The organism is Sporosarcina sp. GW1-11, from assembly GCF_033088395.1.
In the GTDB taxonomy this organism is placed as follows: domain Bacteria; phylum Bacillota; class Bacilli; order Bacillales_A; family Planococcaceae; genus Sporosarcina.
In genome coordinates this window covers 68,242-86,610 of sequence record NZ_JAPMIW010000007.1, presented here as the reverse complement: position 1 = coordinate 86,610, position 18,369 = coordinate 68,242, and the positions used below count along the sequence as shown (strand labels likewise).

Sequence of the window (18,369 nt, the reverse complement as noted above, 5' to 3'; positions counted from 1 at the left end):
TTGAGGAAAGTCGATCTGTACACATCACAAGAGCAACTGTAAACAAAACAGAAACAGATCGCGCCGAACAGCTCCTACTTGCACGTTTGTTAATGGATGCAGACTTGTTTGAAGAAAAACGCCTAGAACTTCAAGAGTTATTTGTTAGAGAAGATATTATGAAAATATTTTTTAAGCTAGCCGCGTTTTATGAACAATATGACCTGCCAAACTATCAGCGATTTGTTGAAACGCTTGAAGATCGCCAGTTGCAGAATGTGGTCATGGGAGCGATTAGAGCAGATATATCAGAAGAACATACAGCGCAAGAAGTAGAAGATTGTATCCGTCACTTGAAGCGTAATCAACTAAAACGTTTAATCGAACAAAAACAGCACGAATCAAAAGAAGCAGAAAAAAGGAACGACTTATCAAAGGCAATGGAGTTGGGCTCAGAAGTCATCCAACTTTTGAGATCGTTAAAGGTTCTGTAAGGAGGTATAGTCACTATGACAAAAGAAGAACAAGCGAGCGGAGTTGAAATGACTCTAGAAGAAGCAAAAGCGGCTATTATTGAGGCTGGTAAAAAAACAGGTGAATTATCATTAGAGGATGTAACCGAAAAGTTGGCATCTTTCGAAATGGAACCGGATCAGTTTGAAGAGTTCCTTGATCAAATAGAAGCGCAAGAAATTGAAATGGATAGAAAAGATGAGGCTGATCCTAAGAGCGAGAAGGAAGAACAATTCGATTTAAATGATTTAAGTGTACCACCAGGTGTTAGAATCAACGACCCTGTTCGCATGTATTTGAAAGAAATCGGGCGTGTAGACTTACTAACAGGTAAAGAAGAAGTCGACTTAGCTATTCGAATCCAAGACGGTATCGAAGCAGAAGCAGAGTTAGAAGAAACAGGGAAAATGACCCCTAAAATAGATGCAGCTATTATTCGTGGTGAAAATGCCAAGAAGAAATTAGCCGAAGCCAACCTTCGTTTAGTCGTTAGTATTGCGAAGCGTTATGTCGGTCGTGGCATGCTATTCCTTGATTTGATACAAGAAGGAAATATGGGACTGATTAAAGCGGTTGAGAAGTTTGACCATACAAAAGGCTTTAAATTCAGTACGTATGCGACGTGGTGGATTCGTCAAGCGATCACTCGTGCAATTGCAGACCAAGCCCGTACAATCCGTATTCCTGTGCACATGGTTGAAACGATCAATAAATTGATTCGTGTACAGCGGCAACTTCTGCAAGATTTAGGACGAGAGCCTTCTCCTGAAGAAATTGGCGAAGAAATGGATTTAACGCCAGAAAAAGTTCGCGAAATCTTGAAGATTGCACAAGAACCGGTATCATTGGAAACGCCTATTGGAGAAGAAGATGACTCACATTTAGGTGATTTCATTGAAGACTCGGAAGCTCAATCTCCATCAGACCATGCAGCGTATGAGTTGCTGAAAGAGCAACTTGAAGATGTTTTGGATACATTGACAGATCGTGAAGAAAATGTGTTGCGTCTTCGTTTTGGTTTAGATGATGGCCGTACGCGCACGCTAGAAGAAGTAGGTAAAGTCTTCGGTGTAACACGTGAACGTATTCGTCAGATTGAAGCGAAAGCCCTTCGGAAATTGCGCCATCCTTCACGCAGTAAACGATTAAAAGACTTTTTAGAGTAATAGATGCATCGGCTTCAAACTAGCCGATGCATTTTCTATATCCATCAAGTGGTACAGTAACCATTCGAGCTATTGGGGGAGAAAGGATGACTAAGGAAAAAAAACAGATCATTATTTCTGAAATCCGTTATTGGAAACAGAATAAACTTTTACCTGAACATTATTGTGATTTCTTAATCACGCTATACGCGCAAGGGGAAGACCCTGATGAAGTCGCGGAAAAGAAAACTTCCACACTACAGAAAGAACGTAGGCAATTGCGGACAAAACAATTGATGATCTTACTCTTTAGTTTGTTGTTGGCGGGTGTAGCGTCTGCTGCGATGTTCTTGTATACAGAGTATCCGATGGTCACGTTAGTCGCAGCTGCTTTATTAGCGTTCAGTTTTCTTCTGATTGTTTCGAGAAAATCATTTATTAGAAATGGCTTCGCACCATTTTTATACATATCATTGGCTTTTTTATTATTGATGATGTCGTTGAAAATCTGGACAGTCTATTTTAACGCGGATACTACATTATTAATCGGACTACTTATGTTGAACTGTAGTCTGTGGCTATTTACAGGAAGAGTGCTGAAATTATTATATTTTACGATTTCCGGTTCACTCGGCTTGTTGACAATTATCGCGTTCCTGATTTTATCACTTTAAGTATCCAATAAATGGACAGATGGCAATGAATTTATTGCTAATATCTGTCCGTTTTCTATATAATGAGATGTAAGGGTTTTCATAAAGAGAGGATGATCAAAATGAACTTTGATTTAACTCAAGAACAGCTAATGGTAAAAAAGTTGATGAGAGATTTTGCGAATGAAGAAGTGGCGCCTGGTGCAATCGACCGTGATCGAACAGGTGAGTTTCCTATAGCAATTTTCAAGAAGCTATCTGCGATGGGGATGATGGGTTTACCATTCCCCGAAAAATACGGTGGTGCAGGCGCAGATACGATTAGTTTTGCGATTGTCACAGAAGAGTTGAGTCGAGCTTGTGCATCGACAGGTATTACGTATTCCGCTCATATTTCATTAGGTGGTGCACCGTTACATTTATTTGGTACAGAACAACAAAAAGAACGTTTTTTGACGCCTATTTGTTTGGGAGAGTCATTTGGTGCATTCGGCCTGACAGAACCAAATGCAGGATCAGATGCAGGTGGGACGGAAACAACGGCTGTGTTAAAGGATAGTAAATATACGATTAACGGCTCAAAGGTCTTTATAACGAATGCCAGCTATGCAAAACACTTAGCGATTACAGCAATCACAGACCGTTCTGAAGGCAAGAAGGAAATTAGCGCAATTATAGTACCTACAGATGCAGAAGGCTTCACAATCATCGACAACTATGAAAAAATGGGCCTGCATGCATCGAACACAACTGAATTAGTATTTGATCAAGTCGTCGTGCCTGAAGAGAACGTACTTGGAGAGCGTGGGAAAGGGTTCCAGCAGTTCCTCGTGACGCTAGACGGTGGACGGATTGGTATTGGGGCTATGGCAGTCGGTATCGCACAAGCTGCGTATGAGCGCGCGTTAAGCTATTCGAAGGAACGCAAGCAATTCGGTCAGACGCTTTCTTCATTCCAAAGTACGCAATTTAAGCTTGCAGATATGGCGATGAAAATTGAACTCGCACGAACGATGGTTTATAAAGCGGCATGGCTGAAGGATCAAGGAAGAAAGTTCACGAAAGAGGCATCAATGTGTAAATTGTACGCTTCAGAAATCGCGATGGAAGTTTCAAACGAAGCGATTCAAATCCATGGCGGCTATGGCTATATGCGAGAATATGAAGTCGAGCGCTATCTACGGGATGCCAAGCTTTTGGAGATTGGCGAAGGGACTTCAGAAGTTCAACGAATGGTCATTGCTAGACAAATAGGTTGCTAAAACGAAAATTATGACGAAACTGTCACAAAAGGGAGAAAGTCCTTCAATAACACTTTCAGTTTCCGCATAGATACAGTACAATGTTAAATGTATACTGTATCTTTTACAGAATAGATTTTGGTGAAGGAGGGTAATCCAATGAATAAAAATCCTATTGTACCATTTTTCTTGATTTTCGCGCTCGGAATTGGACTGATTTTCTTCTTATCACTTTATGGTTTAGAGCAAAAAGAAGAAATTGCTGGACCAGAAGAAGGCACTACGCAAGAAGAAAATGCAAACACTGGCGAATTTGATGCAGAAGCTGTCGCTCAGCAAAAGTGTATAAGTTGTCACGGTGAAAACTTATCCGGCGGAATGGGGCCTGCTCTTAACAGCAAAAGCGATCCGAAAGTATTGCATGACGCAATCAAAGACGGCGTTGCAGGAACAGCTATGCCTGCTGGACTTGTTCCAGATGAGAACATAGATGAAATGGTAGATTACATTTTATCACTAGACTGAATGCTTACTTACAAAATAGAGCTATTGAACCTTGGAACTCCTTGGTTCAATAGCTCTTTTACATTGCACGAAATGCTTACCAATTATACAATAGAGTGGAATGAAAGGCGGGAATTTATGAACACGAACCAATTATCTGAACGTCTTGCGATGGTCGCAAGTTTCGTTCCACAACATACAGTGCTCGCTGATATCGGTAGCGATCATGCATATTTACCTTGTTATTTGATGAATAAAGGAATTATTTCAAAGGCGATTGCTGGAGAAGTCGTGAAAGGTCCGTATGAACAAGCGAAGCGTAATGTGGAAGCTAACGGTTTTACGAACATGATAGACGTGCGCTTAGCTAATGGATTACAAGCCATTCAACCAACAGATGAGGTAGAAACAGTTACAATTGCAGGTATGGGTGGCACATTAATTACGTCCATTCTAGAAGCTGGGAAAGATCTTTTGTCGAATGTAACGCGCATCATTGCACAGCCGAATATTCACGCCATAGCGATCCGGGAGTGGGCTGTCGCAAACAACTTTTATCTTGTGGATGAAGAAATTCTACAAGAGGACGGAAAAATCTATGAAGTGCTCGTGTTAGAGAGAGGTACAGCTAGTTATACGCCGACTGAACTTTTAGTGGGTCCTATTCTAAAAGAAAAAGCTTCAGCTGTTTTTCATGCCAAATGGGAAAGGGAAATGGCGGAATGGATGCGTGTGCTGGCAGCTCTTGATCAAGCGGAGCAGACAGAAGAGATACAACAGAAGAAAGCGGTTATTGAACAGCAGTATGAATTAATTAGGAAGGTGTTAACTACATGAGAAAAGCGAATGGACATCAGATAATCGAGATTTTTGAAAAGTGGTCACCTAAACGACTAGCATTCGAAGGGGATCCTGTCGGCTTGCATATCGGTCAATTGAATCGACCAGTAGAAAAAGTACTTATCACGCTCGATGTCAATGAACAAGTGATTGATGAAGCGATTGAACAAGGTGCGAATCTCGTGATTGCACATCACCCGCCATTATTCCGCCCGTTGAAAACGATTTGGACAGATACTCCGCAAGGAAAGATGATCGAGAAATGCATCAAACATGATATCGCGGTCTATGCGGCGCATACGAATTTAGATATTACAGAAGGTGGCGTTAATGATATGCTCGCGGAACGACTTGGTGTTCTTGAGACAGAGCCAATTGACGTGACTGACTCTGAGCATTTGGTGAAGCTTGCAGTCTTTTGCCCACAATCAGACGCGGACAAGCTTCGCAAGAGCTTGGCGGAAGCAGGAGCAGGTGCCATCGGTGATTACGTAGCATGTAGTTTTAGCTCGCAAGGTGTTGGACGTTTTACGCCAGTTGACGGAGCGAACCCGACGATTGGTGAAGTCGGAGGAGCAACACGAGTAGATGAAGAGCGTATTGAAGTCGTCTTCCCGGAAAGTCTTCAGTCAAAAGTCACGAAGGCGATGTTTAGTTCACATCCATATGAAGAGCCGGCATTTGATTTGTTCAAGATGCAGCAAAAAACAAATGTGCAAGGAATCGGACGTGTAGGCCGGATTGCTGAAGAAATCACATTGAAGCAATTTGCTAAACAGGTGAAACAGGCATTCGACGTTCCCGCATTACGCTTCGTCGGTGATCCAGAAACACCGATCCGCAAAGTGGCGGTACTTGGAGGCGACGGCAACAAATATATCGCAGCAGCTAAGCGGAAAGGTGCGGACGTGCTTGTCACAGGTGATTTATATTACCACGTCGCTCAAGACGCACAAGCATTAGGCATTGCGGTAGTCGATCCAGGGCATAATATTGAAAAGATCATGATTGCGGGTGTGGCAAAGAAGCTCACTGCGCTATGTGAAGAAAAGAATCTAGACATTACGTGCATCGAATCTAAAGTCATTACAGAACCATTTCAGTTTTTATCTTAAGTTATCTCTAGTCATTGGAAAGTAGTTAGATGGTGTTACAGTGCGTTTCATGCTGATGTATTTGAGGGGATTTCTAACCCTGTCGAACGGGATCCCCCCGAGCATACTACCTTTTATCCATAAGTAAAACACCACCAAGAGATAGCTCTTGGTGGTGTTTTTTTCGTAAATTCAACTTACGGTTCAATTCGAACGACAGGACTAGGATTTTTGATCTTCGGTAAAATCTTATCAAGCTTAAATTTACGTTCAGGTTGATGCGTAGAAGGATCCGCTGCATCGAAGTCGCTCAAGTAAGCAATAACTTCTCTAACGATCACTGTAGGCGTCGAAGCACCTGCTGTAACAGCTACTGTCTCAATATCCATCAACCATGCAGGATCGATTTCTGAGACGTCTGAGATTCGGTAAGAAGGTGTATTCGCAATTTCTACAGATACTTGTGTTAAACGATTGGAGTTATTACTTTTTGGATCGCCAACGACTAGCAGTAAATCTGCTTCTCCTGCTTGTTGTGCAACCGCTTCTTGACGGACTTGTGTTGCTAGACAAATTTCTTTATGCACTTCAATGTGCGGATACTTGCGCTCTAATTCTTCCATCAAATGCGCGACATCCCATTGGCTCATCGTTGTTTGATTCGTTACCAACAGCTTTTCGTTATCTACTTGTAAGTTTTCGATATCTTCCAGTCTTTCAATTAAATGAACAGAATCAGGTGCGACACCGATCGCTCCTTCAGGCTCTGGGTGATGTTTTTTACCGATATAAAGAATGTCATAGCCTTCTGCGACTTTCTCTTCGATCAAATGGTGTGTGACCGAAACATCTGGACATGTCGCATCAATCGCAACTAATCCTTTTTCTTTTGCAAGTTTACGTACTTCGGGTGATACGCCGTGTGCTGTATAGATGACCGTTCCTTTATCGACTTTTCGTAAAATATCTAGGCGATTTTCTCCATCCAACGTAATGATCCCATCTTCTTCGAATGCGTCCGTTACGTGTTTATTGTGGACAATCATACCTAATATATAAATGGGCCTAGGCAAGGATGTATCAAGCGCAGCGTTTCTAGCAATGACCATCGCATCCACCACGCCATAACAATAACCTCTTGGTGAAATCTTGAGTACCTTCATTTCTTCCACTCCACTCTTCTAGTAAGTTCTCTTTCATTATAGCGGAGATTGGCGGTTGATTCAAAGAGTTCAGAAGGGAGGTTGATAAATTCTTGGTGGAGCGGGCTGATCATTAGGTATGGGTGGTGCTTGTGCACGTGGTGCTGCGGGATTTATAGGACTAGCAGACGGTGGAGCAGGCGCATCTGGCATAGATTGAAACCCTTTATATAATTTCCACATAGCGGGTAAGTTTTGAAGCATTGGCGCAACCTGTTGCACGAGAGGAGCAAACTGTTGGGCAGTATTTAAAAAGCGATTGGCAGTCTGCATATATTGATCTGCTCGTGAACCACCCGATTGTCCAGCTTGTGACTGTGGCATTCCTTGTGAAGGCATAGAACCTTGAGGGGATCCTTGGGGTCCAAAACTGCCAGCATTACCCTGCATCCCTCGAGGAAACGGTTGTTGAGTTCCGCCACCCTGAAATCGCGGGGGAGGCGGCCCGGGTGTCATTGGCCGCTGCTGATTACTAAATGGATAAAAAGATTGATATCTCATGATGAACTCCTTTCCGGAATTTTTCTGTACAACTATGCTATCCTATGCGAAAAAAGCAACTGATGGCACCAAATCATGTTACAATGAGGTATAAGCTAGAGGAGGAACGATATGTCGAAATTTACAGATTACCAGTTCAAACCGTTTTTGAGGGAAGCCATTCAAAAGTTAGGGTTTGAAGAACCGACACCGATACAAAAAGAGATCATTCCATTGATCATGAAAAACACAAGTGCGATTGGACAAGCGCATACAGGAACAGGGAAATCCCACAGTTTCTTAATCCCGCTTGTTGAAAAAATTAATATAGAACAAGAAGAATTACAAACGGTCATTACCGCGCCAACGCGTGAATTAGCTGTTCAGCTGCATGATGAATTGAAGAAGTTAATTGACGGTACGGACATCAAGAGTGCTATCCTCATCGGAGGTACTGATAAAAAACGCTCTGCAGAACGCCTGCGAAGTACACCACATATCATTGTCGGCACACCAGGTCGTATACAAGATATGTCGGAATCAGGTGCATTGGCGATTCACACGGCCACACAGCTCGTGATCGATGAGGCAGATCTTGCGTTTGATATGGGATTCATTGAAGATATTGATAAATTCGCTTCAAGAATGCCAAATAAACTGAATATGTATGTGTTTTCTGCAACGATTCCGGAAAAACTCAAGCCGTTCTTGGCAAAATATATGAATTCACCTGTCCATATCCAAATGGATGATAAAAAGCCATTAACAGAAAATATGCATTATTCATTAGTGCCTGTTAGAAGTATGGATAAAAATAAGAAATTGCTACACGTTATGGACGCAATTCAGCCCTATTTGGCGATTATCTTTATGAATACGAAACAAAATGCTAATCAATTAGCGGACTACTTAGCTGAACATGGCCATAAAGTAGGAAGAATCCACGGTGATTTAACACCACGCGAACGTACACGGACAATGAAGCAAGTGCGTGATCTTGAGTATCAATATATTGTGGCAACAGACTTAGCAGCACGCGGTATCGATATTCCAGGTGTCAGCCATGTTATCAACTTTGAATTACCGGAAGATCTTGAATTTTTCATTCACCGTGTAGGACGGACGGCGCGTGCAGGACTACAAGGCACAGCGATTACGCTATATAAGCCAGAAGATGAAGATGCGATTAACCGCATTGAAAAGCTTGGTATCCCGTTTGTTCATGAAGATGTCAAAAATGGTGAATGGATTGAAGTCAAAGAACGCCAAGCGCGTAAGAAACGCGTACGTGAAATAGATGAAATCGATTTAAAAGCTACTTCCATAATTCGCAAACCGGATAAAGTAAAGCCGGGCTATAAGAAAAAGATGGCTGAACAACAAGAAAAATTCAAAAAGAGACAAAGGAGAATGAAGAAGAGATCATGACACCAAATGAAATCCTTCTAGGGTCCCACGTATCGATGAGCGGCAAAAAAATGCTGCTCGGCTCCAGTGAAGAAGCGCTAAGCTACGGAGCTAATACGTTTATGATTTATACAGGAGCTCCACAAAACACGAGACGTAAACCGATTGAAGAATTGAATATAGAACTTGGCACGGAACATATGAAAGCTAATGGTCTATCCAATATCGTTGTCCACGCTCCCTACATCATCAATGTCGCTAACACAACAAAACCGGAAACGTTTCGTTTAGGTGTAGATTTCTTGCAGCAAGAAATTCAGCGCACAGAAGCGTTAGGAGTAAACCAGATCGTCTTGCATCCAGGTGCACACGTAGGCGCTGGAGCAGACGTAGGAATTGCGAAAATCATCGAAGGGCTGAATGAAGTCCTAGCTGAAGACGCGAACGTTCGTATTGCGCTGGAGACGATGGCTGGTAAAGGTACGGAATGCGGTAGAAGTTTCGACGAAATCGCAAAGATCATTGATGGCGTGAAAAATAACGAGCGCCTATCTGTGTGCTTCGACACGTGTCACGTTCACGACGCAGGATACGACATCGTCAACGACTTCGCTGGTGTACTCGATGAGTTCGAACAAATCGTTGGACTCGATCGAATTTCTGTTATTCACGTGAACGACAGTAAAAACGAACGCGGCGCTGGAAAAGACCGTCATGAAAATATTGGCTTCGGTCACATCGGTTTCGAACCACTCGCTTATATCGTTCACCATCCGACATTCAAGGACGTTCCAAAAATTTTAGAAACACCTTTTATCGGAACAGACAAAACGAATAAAAAAGCACCCTATGCGATAGAAATCGAGATGTTGAAAAACAAACAATTTACGCCTGCTTTATTGCAGGAATTACAGAACTAATCTTCAAGCGTTGCTTAACGGCAACGCTTTTTTCTATTGTAGTCGATACTGTTCCAAATAAAGTATCGTTTTCTCGTAACCGATTATTTGTGCCACCCGCTCAATAAAAGCTGGCGGAATTCCAGTAAATAACCATGAGAATGAAATCTCATCCAACATCGGTCGTAATTGCTGGATTTCTCTAACAGATAACTCGACACCGTTGTCTGCTGCATAGCGTTTTGCCTCATCATCCGATAACATTTTAATCTGCTGAATCAATTGTAATAAATCCATCCTCATCAATTCCTTTCAATTGGTTGTATCCCACCGCAAATTCCGATATAATTCATAAAGTAATCGGAATGGTTCCGAATTAAAGGAAGGGATATGTATATGACCAATTCCATCATTAAGCTAAAACATATAACACATAACTATCATCACTCCATTGCACTTTCTGATGTTAGTTTAGAAGTGAAGCAAGGAGAATTTTGGGCGTTGATCGGTCCGAATGGTTCGGGGAAATCAACATTACTTAAAATTATTTTAGGGCTACTAAAGCCGACAGAAGGGACCATCCAGTTATTTGGTGGCCCGATTGATTCATTTAAACAGCAACAGCGGATTGGCTATGTTTCGCAAAAATCCAATGCGTTTTCAACGAAGTTTCCTGCAACTGTGCTAGAAGTGGTAAAAAGTGGTTTGACAAGTAGAAAAGGGCTGTTCAAGCGTTTTAACAAAGAAGATGAACGGAAGGCAATAGATGCGCTACATGTCGTTAAAATGGCGGACTATCAACACGAGAGCATCGGCAATCTATCAGGTGGCCAACAACAACGTGTATTTATCGCGAGAGCTCTTGTCGGTCAGCCAGATTTGCTAATTATGGATGAGCCGACAGTCGGGATTGACCGACAAAATGTTGAATCCTTTTATTCTATGCTTAGTGAATTAAATCGTGAATATGGAATTGCCATTTTATTAGTTACACATGAAATTGATGTTGTGACTCAACTTGCGACACATATCGCTTGCTTGAATCGCACAATTCATTTCCATGGCGCACATGAAGATTATGATAAAATGACTGAGTCAGAATTGTCCGGCTGGTACGGACATCCTATTCGACGGCTTCATCAAAAAGAAACGGAGCCGATTACATGATTGAAGCCATTTTTACTTATGAATTTTTACAAAACGCGGTGCTGTCCGGTCTGATTATCGGTATTATTGCACCGATGCTTGGGTTGTTTATCGTGGTCCGGCGTATGGCGATGATTTCTGATGCGCTGAGTCATGTCGCATTAGCGGGTATAGCGGGTAGCTTGTATTTAAGTCAGCAAGTGTTATTTTTTGCTGCGCTAAATCCTGTCTATTTAGGAATGGGTGCAGCAGTTGTAGGTTCGTTGCTTATTGAACGTTTGCGCAGAGTGTACAAAAGTTTTGAAGAACTGGCGATTCCGATTATACTTTCTGCCGGTATCGGCTTCGGTGCGATTTTCATTTCGTTAGCGAAAGGCTTCGGTACGGATTTGGTCGGTTATTTATTCGGCTCAGTTTCTGCAGTGAGTCGTCAAGATTTATATATTGTCATTAGTATTGCGATCATTGTTATCGCATTCCTCTACTTTCTGTACAAAGAACTATTTTCATTGGCATTTGATCCAGAGTATGCGAGAGTGTCTGGTGTGAATGAACGAGTGATTCAGGCGGTATTTATGATTATTACAGCGTTAGTCATTGGCGCTTCAATGCGTATCGTCGGGATCTTACTCGTATCGTCGTTAATGACATTACCTGTAGCGGCGGCAATCCAACTCGCAAAGAGTTATAAAGGGGCGTTAGTTTATTCTGTCGTGTTCGGTGAAATCTCTGTAATTATCGGACTGATTTCTGCTTTTTACTTGGATATCGCGCCAGGTGGAACAATTGTTGTCACGTCAGTTATCATTTTGTTATTAGTGCTTTTTTGGAAAAAGATACGGTCATAAAGATCGTGGAAAGGGGCGCGTTGATATGACTTTAGATGAAGCGTGGGAAATTTTATTAAAACATGATTACAAGCGAACGAAAAATAGAGAGATTTTGCTTCGGTTTTTTGATGAAGCGGATAACTATGTAACCGCTATGGATGTTCGCGTGGCGGTGGAGCAGGATAATCCAGGCATTAGCTTTGATACGATCTACCGTAATCTAGCGGTTTTTTCGAAGCTTGGTATTTTGGATGAAACGGAATTAAATGGGGAACGTCTATTTCGTATGCAATGCGCTATAGACCACCATCACCATCATTTTATTTGCACTACTTGTGGTAGCACGAAACCGATCCCTAGCTGCCCGATGGATATGGTGACGGTGAATTTGTCAGAGTATGAGATTGAAGGGCATAAGTTTGAGATTTATGGTAGATGTCCGAAGTGTATTGAATAGTTAGCAAGTAGATTTTTCGCATAAAATTTGAGTATAAATGAAGAGACAGATCCAAAAAAATGGAACTGTCTTTTTTTTAAACTATCATGATCGATTCAGTAGTTTCTATTCTGTAGTTATGAACAAATACCCTGTACTTTGTTCAATAAGTTATCTAGCTCTTGGCTGCATTTTACAACGCTTGGATGTGTAAATCCTAAGTGTCCTGCTTTCTTATACATAGCTATTCTTTTTACTTTAATCCTAAACAACATTAAGTTCTTTTTGATCGTGTTCTTCATTTCTATTCCTCCGTGATATATATTATGCTTCAAGCAATGCTGTAGTTTTTTTGTAAGGATTGAACCCTTTTTTTACATCATACAAAGCCCAAAATGAAAAGTATGTCGTATTTTGGATGACTTTTAAATTGTTGGTGAATCATGACGGAAATGTGTATGATGTTAGACTATTCATTATTTTCCTACATGTGAAAAAGAATTTTCGTATATCGTATTTAATTGGAATGAATTTTTGAGGTCAGAGAGCAGGGAAGTCATATATTTTGTGGTGGATGTTTATAGGGAGTACAGGCGTTTGTAAAAACTTTACCTGGAGTTATCTTTACAGAAGCGGGAAGAGCAAATGGGATAAGCCATATACTTGAGAGTGATTGTGATCGTATAGTCGTCGAAGTATTACCTCTTACAAACTATGTGAAAAGTGCAGAAGAACATTAAGATAGGTTAGCTAGATATCTAGATGATTATTGTCATATGCCAGATGAACTATTAAGTAAACTGGAAAGTATATCCATCTGATAAGTGAATCAAGAACTTTATCTAACATATATTAGGTTCAAGTCAGATCTCGATGAAAATAAACATTCTTGTCTATGCGTTAGTTGACAAAGACAAAAAGAGCATCGCAAACGTGCGATGCTCTATCATTTACTTATTCGTAATCATTTCTGATGCATGGAACAATCTTCTGACGTATTGATCAGCCTGCCGCCAATTTGCTACGCGTATGACACCTTGTGGAATTGGATCTTGATTGTACGGTGTATCAAACAAAAAGACAGGGATGTCTAGTTCTTCATGGATTCCTACCGCATTATCATGTTTGTCCTCGAAAAAAGCATCCACGTTAAATTGCTTTGCTGCTTCAATTTTGTAGTGTGTACCAATTAGTTCCACATGATCGTATGGAATTTGCTGTTCATGGAACCAGTTGGTCGTAGCTTCCAGTACGTTTTGCCCGCGTGCAGAAATATAGAACAATTCAAATTGCTTTTGCCAGTCCGTCAACACTTCTTTTGCAAACTGTTGCGCAGGAGACGTTTGATAGATCAGTTCCTCTGTTTCTTTATACCATTTTCCGAATAGCTCAGGATCCACATCGAATGCTTTTGTTAGATCATACTCTTTAATATCATTGAGCGTCAGGTTGGAACCGAAACGTTTATTGATGTGGGGCAATAGGGCAGTCGGACATGTTACAGTTCCGTCAATATCGATGCCGAAACGGATGTCTTTCACTTAGAAACGCCACCTTGGACAAGAGCTTCTTCTTGTCGTTTCTTCTCGAAATATTGTTCAGCTAGAATATCGATTTCTTTCTTCAACTCTTCGACCATTGTTTCTTCCGGTACTTTTCGTACTGTTTTCCCGTGCATGAACAATAAGCCTTCGCCACGAGCGCCTGCGATTCCGATATCAGCTTCTCTTGCTTCACCCGGTCCATTTACTGCGCAACCTAGTACAGCGACTTTAAGCGGTGCTTTAATGTTTGAAATATATTCTTCCACTTCATTCGCTATCGAGATCAAGTCGATTTCGATACGTCCACATGTTGGGCAAGAGATTAATGTTGCGGAGTTTGAAGACAATCCGAACACTTTCAATAGCTCTTTTGCTACTTTAATTTCTTGTACTGGATCAGCACTTAACGATACGCGCATCGTATTCCCGATTCCAGCTGATAATAATGAACCAAGACCCGCCGCGCTCTTGATAGAACCTGCGAATAATGTACCGGATTCCGTGATACCTAAGTGTAATGGATAATCGAATGCCGCAGAAGCTAGTTTATAAGCTTCAATCGCCAAGTTGACGTCAGATGCTTTGAGCGACACGATAATATCGTGGAAATCCAAGTCTTCCAATATTTTAATGTGATGTAAGGCACTTTCTACCATACCTTCAGCTGTTGGATAACCATATTTCTCAAGAATCTTTTTCTCTAATGAACCTGCGTTGACACCAATACGAATCGGAATGCCTTTTGCTTTTGCTGCATTGACGACTGCTTCGACCTTTGCTTGACGGCCGATATTACCTGGGTTAATACGGATTTTGTCTGCGCCTTGTTCGATGGCGATCAAAGCCAATTTATAGTCAAAGTGAATATCCACAACGAGTGGAATATTGATTTGTTTTTTGATTGCGCCAATGGAATAGGCCGCACGCTCGTCTGGACATGCTACACGTACAATTTGACAACCCGCCTCTTCTAAACGCTTAATCTCCGCAACTGTAGCCTCGACATCATGAGTTTTCGTTGTCGTCATACTTTGCATAAATAGCTCGTTGCTTCCTCCAATCGTTAAGTTACCAACTTTAACGGGGCGTGTTTTAGAACGATGAGTCATTTCTGTCATTACTTTTCTCTCCTTCAAATAAATAAATACCATCAGCGGATGAGATGGGAATTAGCTTCTGTCACTATCCTGACAAGCAGGTTCTGATTGTTTACCAATCGGTAGAGTAATTTGTTCACCAGCCTGAAATCGCTGTTTTTTCAGATGAGGGTTCATGGAATAAAATTGTTCCAACCTCTCTAGAAAGTTTTGCGTCGGATCTGGGTATAATGCGAATAACGATTCTATTGTATCACCTTCCACCACACGAATGATAATTGCGTGATTGGGTGTTTCCTCTATACAGGACGATTCATCTTCAAAAAAAGCTGCAAGAGGGATTGTCCCATCGGTTAAGTCCACACGAACGAAATGTACGATACAAAAAACAGCGAGCGCAAGTAGAAATATTCTCATAGTCCATCCCTCCTGCCTCACACTATGCGAGGAAAGGGAAGACTATTCATCGTGGCTGTTTCGGATAGTACGTAGCCGCCCGCCACACATAGAGTAAATGGGCAAGCGATGCGATCCAAATACTGTAGCGTTGCATCATTGGTAAAAATTCAAACGTCATCGTGAGCAAGATAGGAAGGGTGGAAGCAATCGCTGCTGTTCGCCACATAAAGCGAAACTCACCGCGGCGATGCAATAGTTTCAATAGCAATACTCCTATAATAGCAAAAATGCTGATGCGAATAAATAAATACGACGTAATAATAACTAACTGTAATACAAAAGCCATCGGATAAATTAATAAACCGATAGTTTCTCCTATTTCAGCTAATTCCGGAGATGACTGGAATATGGAATGGTCGCCAAGTACAAACTGTAAAAACGATACAGTTGTGTAGAGAAAGATGAAAATAAATATGTATTGAATGACTTTACCGATGGACAGTAAGCGAAACGCAGCAAGTTTCTTTGGTTCGTGCAATGAAGCTATAAAGAGCTGATGAAATTTCACTGACTCGGCCTCCTTCTGTACTATAGTCTATCATTTTTATGAAACTTACATGTTACGTTAAAATTCGACATTTCAATGACAAATCATAGCCGCTTTGTTAAGGTGATGTAAAGATTGTCATTCGATACTTTACAATCATCTTCTTTGCCAACATAATAAGGTGAACTTCTCGCACATGTAAAGTGTGGAATGAAGTGGTTAGACAGTAGATAAATCGTTTGATGGAGGTTGACAATTCAATGGAAGTAAACTGGCAAGAAATTATATTCCAATTTCTTGGGGGCTTAGGGATTTTCCTATTCGCAATTAAGTACATGGGGGATGGATTGCAAAAAGCTGCGGGGGACAGACTGCGTGCAATCTTGGATCGTTTTACTACCAATCCATTAATGGGCGTTCTTGTCGGTATTATCGTAACGGTGCTAATTCAGTCTAGTTCGGGTACAACTGTTATTACAGTCGGGCTTGTAAGTGCTGGGTTTATGACGCTTCGCCAAGCGATCGGTGTCATCATGGGTGCCAATATTGGTACAACTGTGACAGCATTCGTCATCGGTCTTGATGTTGGAGCCTATGCATTGCCAATCATGGCATTTGGTGCATTTCTGATTTTCTTCATTAATAAAGCTAAAATTAAGAACTTAGGAGAAGTTATTTTTGGCTTCGGGGGATTGTTTTTAGGTTTGGAGTTAATGAGTGGTGGTATGAAGCCTTTACGTTCATTAGAAGCATTTGCCGATTTCACATTGGCAATGAGTGAACACTCGTTACTAGGTGTTGTAGCAGGAACGATTTTCACATTAATAGTGCAGAGTTCAAGTGCGACTGTTGGAATTTTGCAAGGTCTGTACGCTGAAGACCTTGTGACGTTGAAAGCCGCATTGCCCATCCTATTCGGTGATAACATCGGGACAACGATTACCGCTATATTAGCTTCCATCGGTGCATCAGTCGCCGCTAGACGCGCGGCTGCAACACACGTATTATTTAATGTTGTCGGTACGGTTGTTTTCCTGTTGTTGTTGATTCCATTCACCGCGTACGTTGAGTGGATATCTGGTGTCTTGAATTTAGAGAGTAAAATGCAGATAGCATTTGCTCACGGTTCATTTAACATCGCGAATACAATTCTTCAATTCCCGTTCATCGGGGCATGGGCGTATTTCGTTACGAAGATGATACCAGGTGAAGATGTGACGATCGAATACAAACCGAAGCATCTTGACCGTCGTTTCATCGCACAATCACCAGCTGTTGCGATTGGACAAGCCAAAGAAGAAATAATCCGAATGGGTGATTTCAGTGTGCAAGGTCTTAAAGAAACATTTGAATATTTAAAGACTGGACAGAAAAAGCATGCGGAGACCGCCTATCAAATAGAAGATGCCATTAACAACCTCGACCGGAAGATTACAGACTATTTAGTAGAAGTATCTTCTGTAACCGTATCTGCAGCAGAGTCTGGACGACACGTCATGTTAATGGATAGCGTTCGCGATATTGAACGAATTGGTGACCACTTCGAGAATATTGTTGAGTTAATCGATTTACGTGAAACGAATAAATTAAAGCTAACAGACGGTGCAATAGATGATTTGACAGAAATGTTTACATTGACGATTGAAACGGTCCAAAAAGCCATTGAATCACTGGATGAAAATGACACAGGACTGGCTCGTACGGTTTCCGAGAAAGAAGATTTGATTGATAATATGGAGCGTCGTTTCCGTAAAAATCATATCATTCGTCTAAATGAAGGACATTGTAGTGCGCAGGCAGGTATGGTGTTCGTAGATATCGTTTCAAACTTGGAACGAATCGGTGACCACGCAGTAAATATTGCAGAAGCTATTTTAGGTAAACACGCTTGATGAAGGAGGATTGATGGGTATGTTATGGATTGGTTGGATTGTAGCGATTGTCATGTTTGTCATTGCGTTTGTCGGATTGATTTATCCCATCATTCCTTCCGTTATCTTCCTGTTCGCAGGATTCTTACTTTATGGAGCAATTGTTTCATTTGACGAATTAACTTGGTTGTTTTGGGTTATTGAAGTAATGTTCCTCGTGTTATTATTTGGTGCAGATACCGTGGCAAACCTTGTCGGTGTTAAAAAGTTCGGTGGCAGTAAAGCCGGGATGTGGGGCAGTACGATTGGCTTATTAATCGGTCCTTTCGTCATTCCAGTGGCAGGTATTTTAATAGGGCCATTCCTAGGAGCTATCATCGCAGAATTAGTCATTACGCGTTCCGGTCTCAAGCAATCAGTCAAGACGGGCGTTGGTTCTGTTGTCGGTTTCTTGACGTCAGTAGCTGTAAAAGGTGTACTCATGGCAATCATGATCATTATTTTCTTCATTTTTCTCCAATAAAAGTCTCTTTTAATTGAAT

At 41.5% G+C, this 18,369-nt stretch carries 21 protein-coding genes and 2 pseudogenes; 15 read left to right on the top strand and 8 right to left on the bottom strand.

All coding sequences use genetic code 11. The features are described from left to right. The 7 genes and pseudogenes from ORD22_RS06630 to ORD22_RS06600 form a co-directional block, all read left to right on the top strand. Positions 1-473, top strand: a pseudogene (locus tag ORD22_RS06630) (DNA primase); the annotation flags it as partial. Between the two features lie 15 nt (positions 474-488). Further along, positions 489-1,658: an RNA polymerase sigma factor RpoD gene (gene rpoD, locus ORD22_RS06625; RefSeq protein ID WP_317645141.1), complete on the top strand. Its 1,170-nt coding sequence runs from the start codon at positions 489-491 to the stop codon at positions 1,656-1,658. 86 nt (positions 1,659-1,744) lie between these two features. Further along, positions 1,745-2,311, top strand: coding sequence for a hypothetical protein (locus ORD22_RS06620; protein ID WP_317645140.1), 567 nt, complete (start codon positions 1,745-1,747; stop codon positions 2,309-2,311). A 101-nt stretch (positions 2,312-2,412) separates the two neighbouring features. Further along, positions 2,413-3,552, top strand: coding sequence for an acyl-CoA dehydrogenase family protein (locus ORD22_RS06615; protein WP_317645139.1), 1,140 nt, complete (start codon positions 2,413-2,415; stop codon positions 3,550-3,552). A 138-nt stretch (positions 3,553-3,690) separates the two neighbouring features. Continuing rightward, the gene (locus tag ORD22_RS06610; protein ID WP_317645138.1) at positions 3,691-4,056 is read left to right on the top strand and encodes a c-type cytochrome; all 366 of its coding nucleotides are present in this window, start codon (positions 3,691-3,693) and stop codon (positions 4,054-4,056) included. Positions 4,057-4,173: 117 nt separating this feature from the next. Continuing rightward, entirely contained in the window at positions 4,174-4,872 is a 699-nt protein-coding gene (locus ORD22_RS06605; RefSeq protein WP_317645137.1) for a tRNA (adenine(22)-N(1))-methyltransferase, read from the top strand. Next, positions 4,869-5,990, top strand: a complete 1,122-nt coding sequence (locus ORD22_RS06600) for a Nif3-like dinuclear metal center hexameric protein (protein ID WP_317645136.1) — start codon at positions 4,869-4,871, stop codon at positions 5,988-5,990. The genes ORD22_RS06605 and ORD22_RS06600 overlap by 4 nt, the downstream gene beginning before the upstream one ends. Before the next feature lie 176 nt (positions 5,991-6,166). Here ORD22_RS06600 and ORD22_RS06595 read toward each other — a convergent pair whose 3' ends face one another. Both ORD22_RS06595 and vrrA read right to left on the bottom strand, forming a co-directional pair. Continuing rightward, a complete protein-coding gene (locus tag ORD22_RS06595; protein ID WP_317645135.1) occupies positions 6,167-7,132 on the bottom strand; it encodes a 4-hydroxy-3-methylbut-2-enyl diphosphate reductase in 966 nt (321 codons plus the stop codon). 69 nt (positions 7,133-7,201) lie between these two features. Further along, positions 7,202-7,672, bottom strand: a complete 471-nt coding sequence (gene vrrA, locus ORD22_RS06590; protein ID WP_317645134.1) for a VrrA/YqfQ family protein — start codon at positions 7,670-7,672, stop codon at positions 7,202-7,204. A gap of 111 nt (positions 7,673-7,783) precedes the next feature. Between vrrA and ORD22_RS06585 the strand changes: the two genes are divergently transcribed. Together ORD22_RS06585 and ORD22_RS06580 are read left to right on the top strand one after the other, a co-directional pair. Then, positions 7,784-9,079, top strand: a complete 1,296-nt coding sequence (locus tag ORD22_RS06585; protein ID WP_317645133.1) for a DEAD/DEAH box helicase — start codon at positions 7,784-7,786, stop codon at positions 9,077-9,079. Next, a complete protein-coding gene (locus ORD22_RS06580; protein ID WP_317645132.1) occupies positions 9,076-9,978 on the top strand; it encodes a deoxyribonuclease IV in 903 nt (300 codons plus the stop codon). Before ORD22_RS06585 ends, ORD22_RS06580 begins: the two co-directional genes overlap by 4 nt. 33 nt (positions 9,979-10,011) lie before the next feature. On the opposite strand, the gene ORD22_RS06575 is transcribed toward ORD22_RS06580, so the two are convergent. Beyond that, on the bottom strand, positions 10,012-10,254 hold the full coding sequence (locus ORD22_RS06575; protein ID WP_317645131.1) for a hypothetical protein: 243 nt from the start codon (positions 10,252-10,254) through the stop codon (positions 10,012-10,014). 99 nt (positions 10,255-10,353) lie between these two features. Here ORD22_RS06575 and ORD22_RS06570 point away from each other — a divergent pair, with 99 nt between their 5' ends. Genes ORD22_RS06570 through ORD22_RS06560 form a run of 3 tightly spaced genes read left to right on the top strand, consistent with a single transcriptional unit; the run spans position 10,354 to position 12,390 of the window. Next, positions 10,354-11,124, top strand: coding sequence for a metal ABC transporter ATP-binding protein (locus ORD22_RS06570; RefSeq protein ID WP_317645130.1), 771 nt, complete (start codon positions 10,354-10,356; stop codon positions 11,122-11,124). Next, complete coding sequence (locus ORD22_RS06565; RefSeq protein WP_317645129.1) at positions 11,121-11,951, top strand: metal ABC transporter permease; 831 nt, start codon at positions 11,121-11,123, stop codon at positions 11,949-11,951. The genes ORD22_RS06570 and ORD22_RS06565 overlap by 4 nt, the downstream gene beginning before the upstream one ends. Before the next feature lie 25 nt (positions 11,952-11,976). Further along, positions 11,977-12,390, top strand: coding sequence for a Fur family transcriptional regulator (locus ORD22_RS06560; RefSeq protein ID WP_317645128.1), 414 nt, complete (start codon positions 11,977-11,979; stop codon positions 12,388-12,390). Between the two features lie 116 nt (positions 12,391-12,506). On the opposite strand, the gene ORD22_RS06555 is transcribed toward ORD22_RS06560, so the two are convergent. Then, entirely contained in the window at positions 12,507-12,671 is a 165-nt protein-coding gene (locus tag ORD22_RS06555) for an aspartyl-phosphate phosphatase Spo0E family protein (protein WP_317645127.1), read from the bottom strand. A 258-nt stretch (positions 12,672-12,929) separates the two neighbouring features. On the opposite strand from ORD22_RS06555, the pseudogene ORD22_RS06550 reads away from it, so the two are divergent. Continuing rightward, positions 12,930-13,190 (top strand): annotated as a pseudogene (locus tag ORD22_RS06550) (hypothetical protein). A 129-nt stretch (positions 13,191-13,319) separates the two neighbouring features. Here ORD22_RS06550 and ORD22_RS06545 read toward each other — a convergent pair. From ORD22_RS06545 to ORD22_RS06530, 4 genes are read right to left on the bottom strand one after another with little or no spacing between them, the layout of a single operon-like run. Beyond that, the gene (locus ORD22_RS06545; protein ID WP_317645126.1) at positions 13,320-13,910 is read right to left on the bottom strand and encodes a 5' nucleotidase, NT5C type; all 591 of its coding nucleotides are present in this window, start codon (positions 13,908-13,910) and stop codon (positions 13,320-13,322) included. Then, positions 13,907-15,031, bottom strand: a complete 1,125-nt coding sequence (ispG, locus tag ORD22_RS06540; protein ID WP_317645125.1) for a flavodoxin-dependent (E)-4-hydroxy-3-methylbut-2-enyl-diphosphate synthase — start codon at positions 15,029-15,031, stop codon at positions 13,907-13,909. Before ispG ends, ORD22_RS06545 begins: the two co-directional genes overlap by 4 nt. Positions 15,032-15,082: 51 nt before the next feature. Beyond that, a complete protein-coding gene (locus ORD22_RS06535) occupies positions 15,083-15,427 on the bottom strand; it encodes a hypothetical protein (protein ID WP_317645124.1) in 345 nt (114 codons plus the stop codon). A gap of 46 nt (positions 15,428-15,473) precedes the next feature. Continuing rightward, positions 15,474-15,977, bottom strand: coding sequence for a DUF1189 family protein (locus tag ORD22_RS06530; RefSeq protein WP_317645123.1), 504 nt, complete (start codon positions 15,975-15,977; stop codon positions 15,474-15,476). A 239-nt stretch (positions 15,978-16,216) separates the two neighbouring features. Between ORD22_RS06530 and ORD22_RS06525 the strand changes: the two genes are divergently transcribed. Next, positions 16,217-17,848 carry a Na/Pi cotransporter family protein gene (locus ORD22_RS06525; protein ID WP_317645174.1) on the top strand — a complete coding sequence of 544 codons (1,632 nt, stop codon included), beginning with the start codon at positions 16,217-16,219 and terminating at the stop codon, positions 17,846-17,848. Between the two features lie 19 nt (positions 17,849-17,867). After that, positions 17,868-18,350, top strand: coding sequence for a DUF456 domain-containing protein (locus tag ORD22_RS06520; protein ID WP_317645122.1), 483 nt, complete (start codon positions 17,868-17,870; stop codon positions 18,348-18,350). The last annotated feature ends 19 nt before the right edge of the window (positions 18,351-18,369 follow it).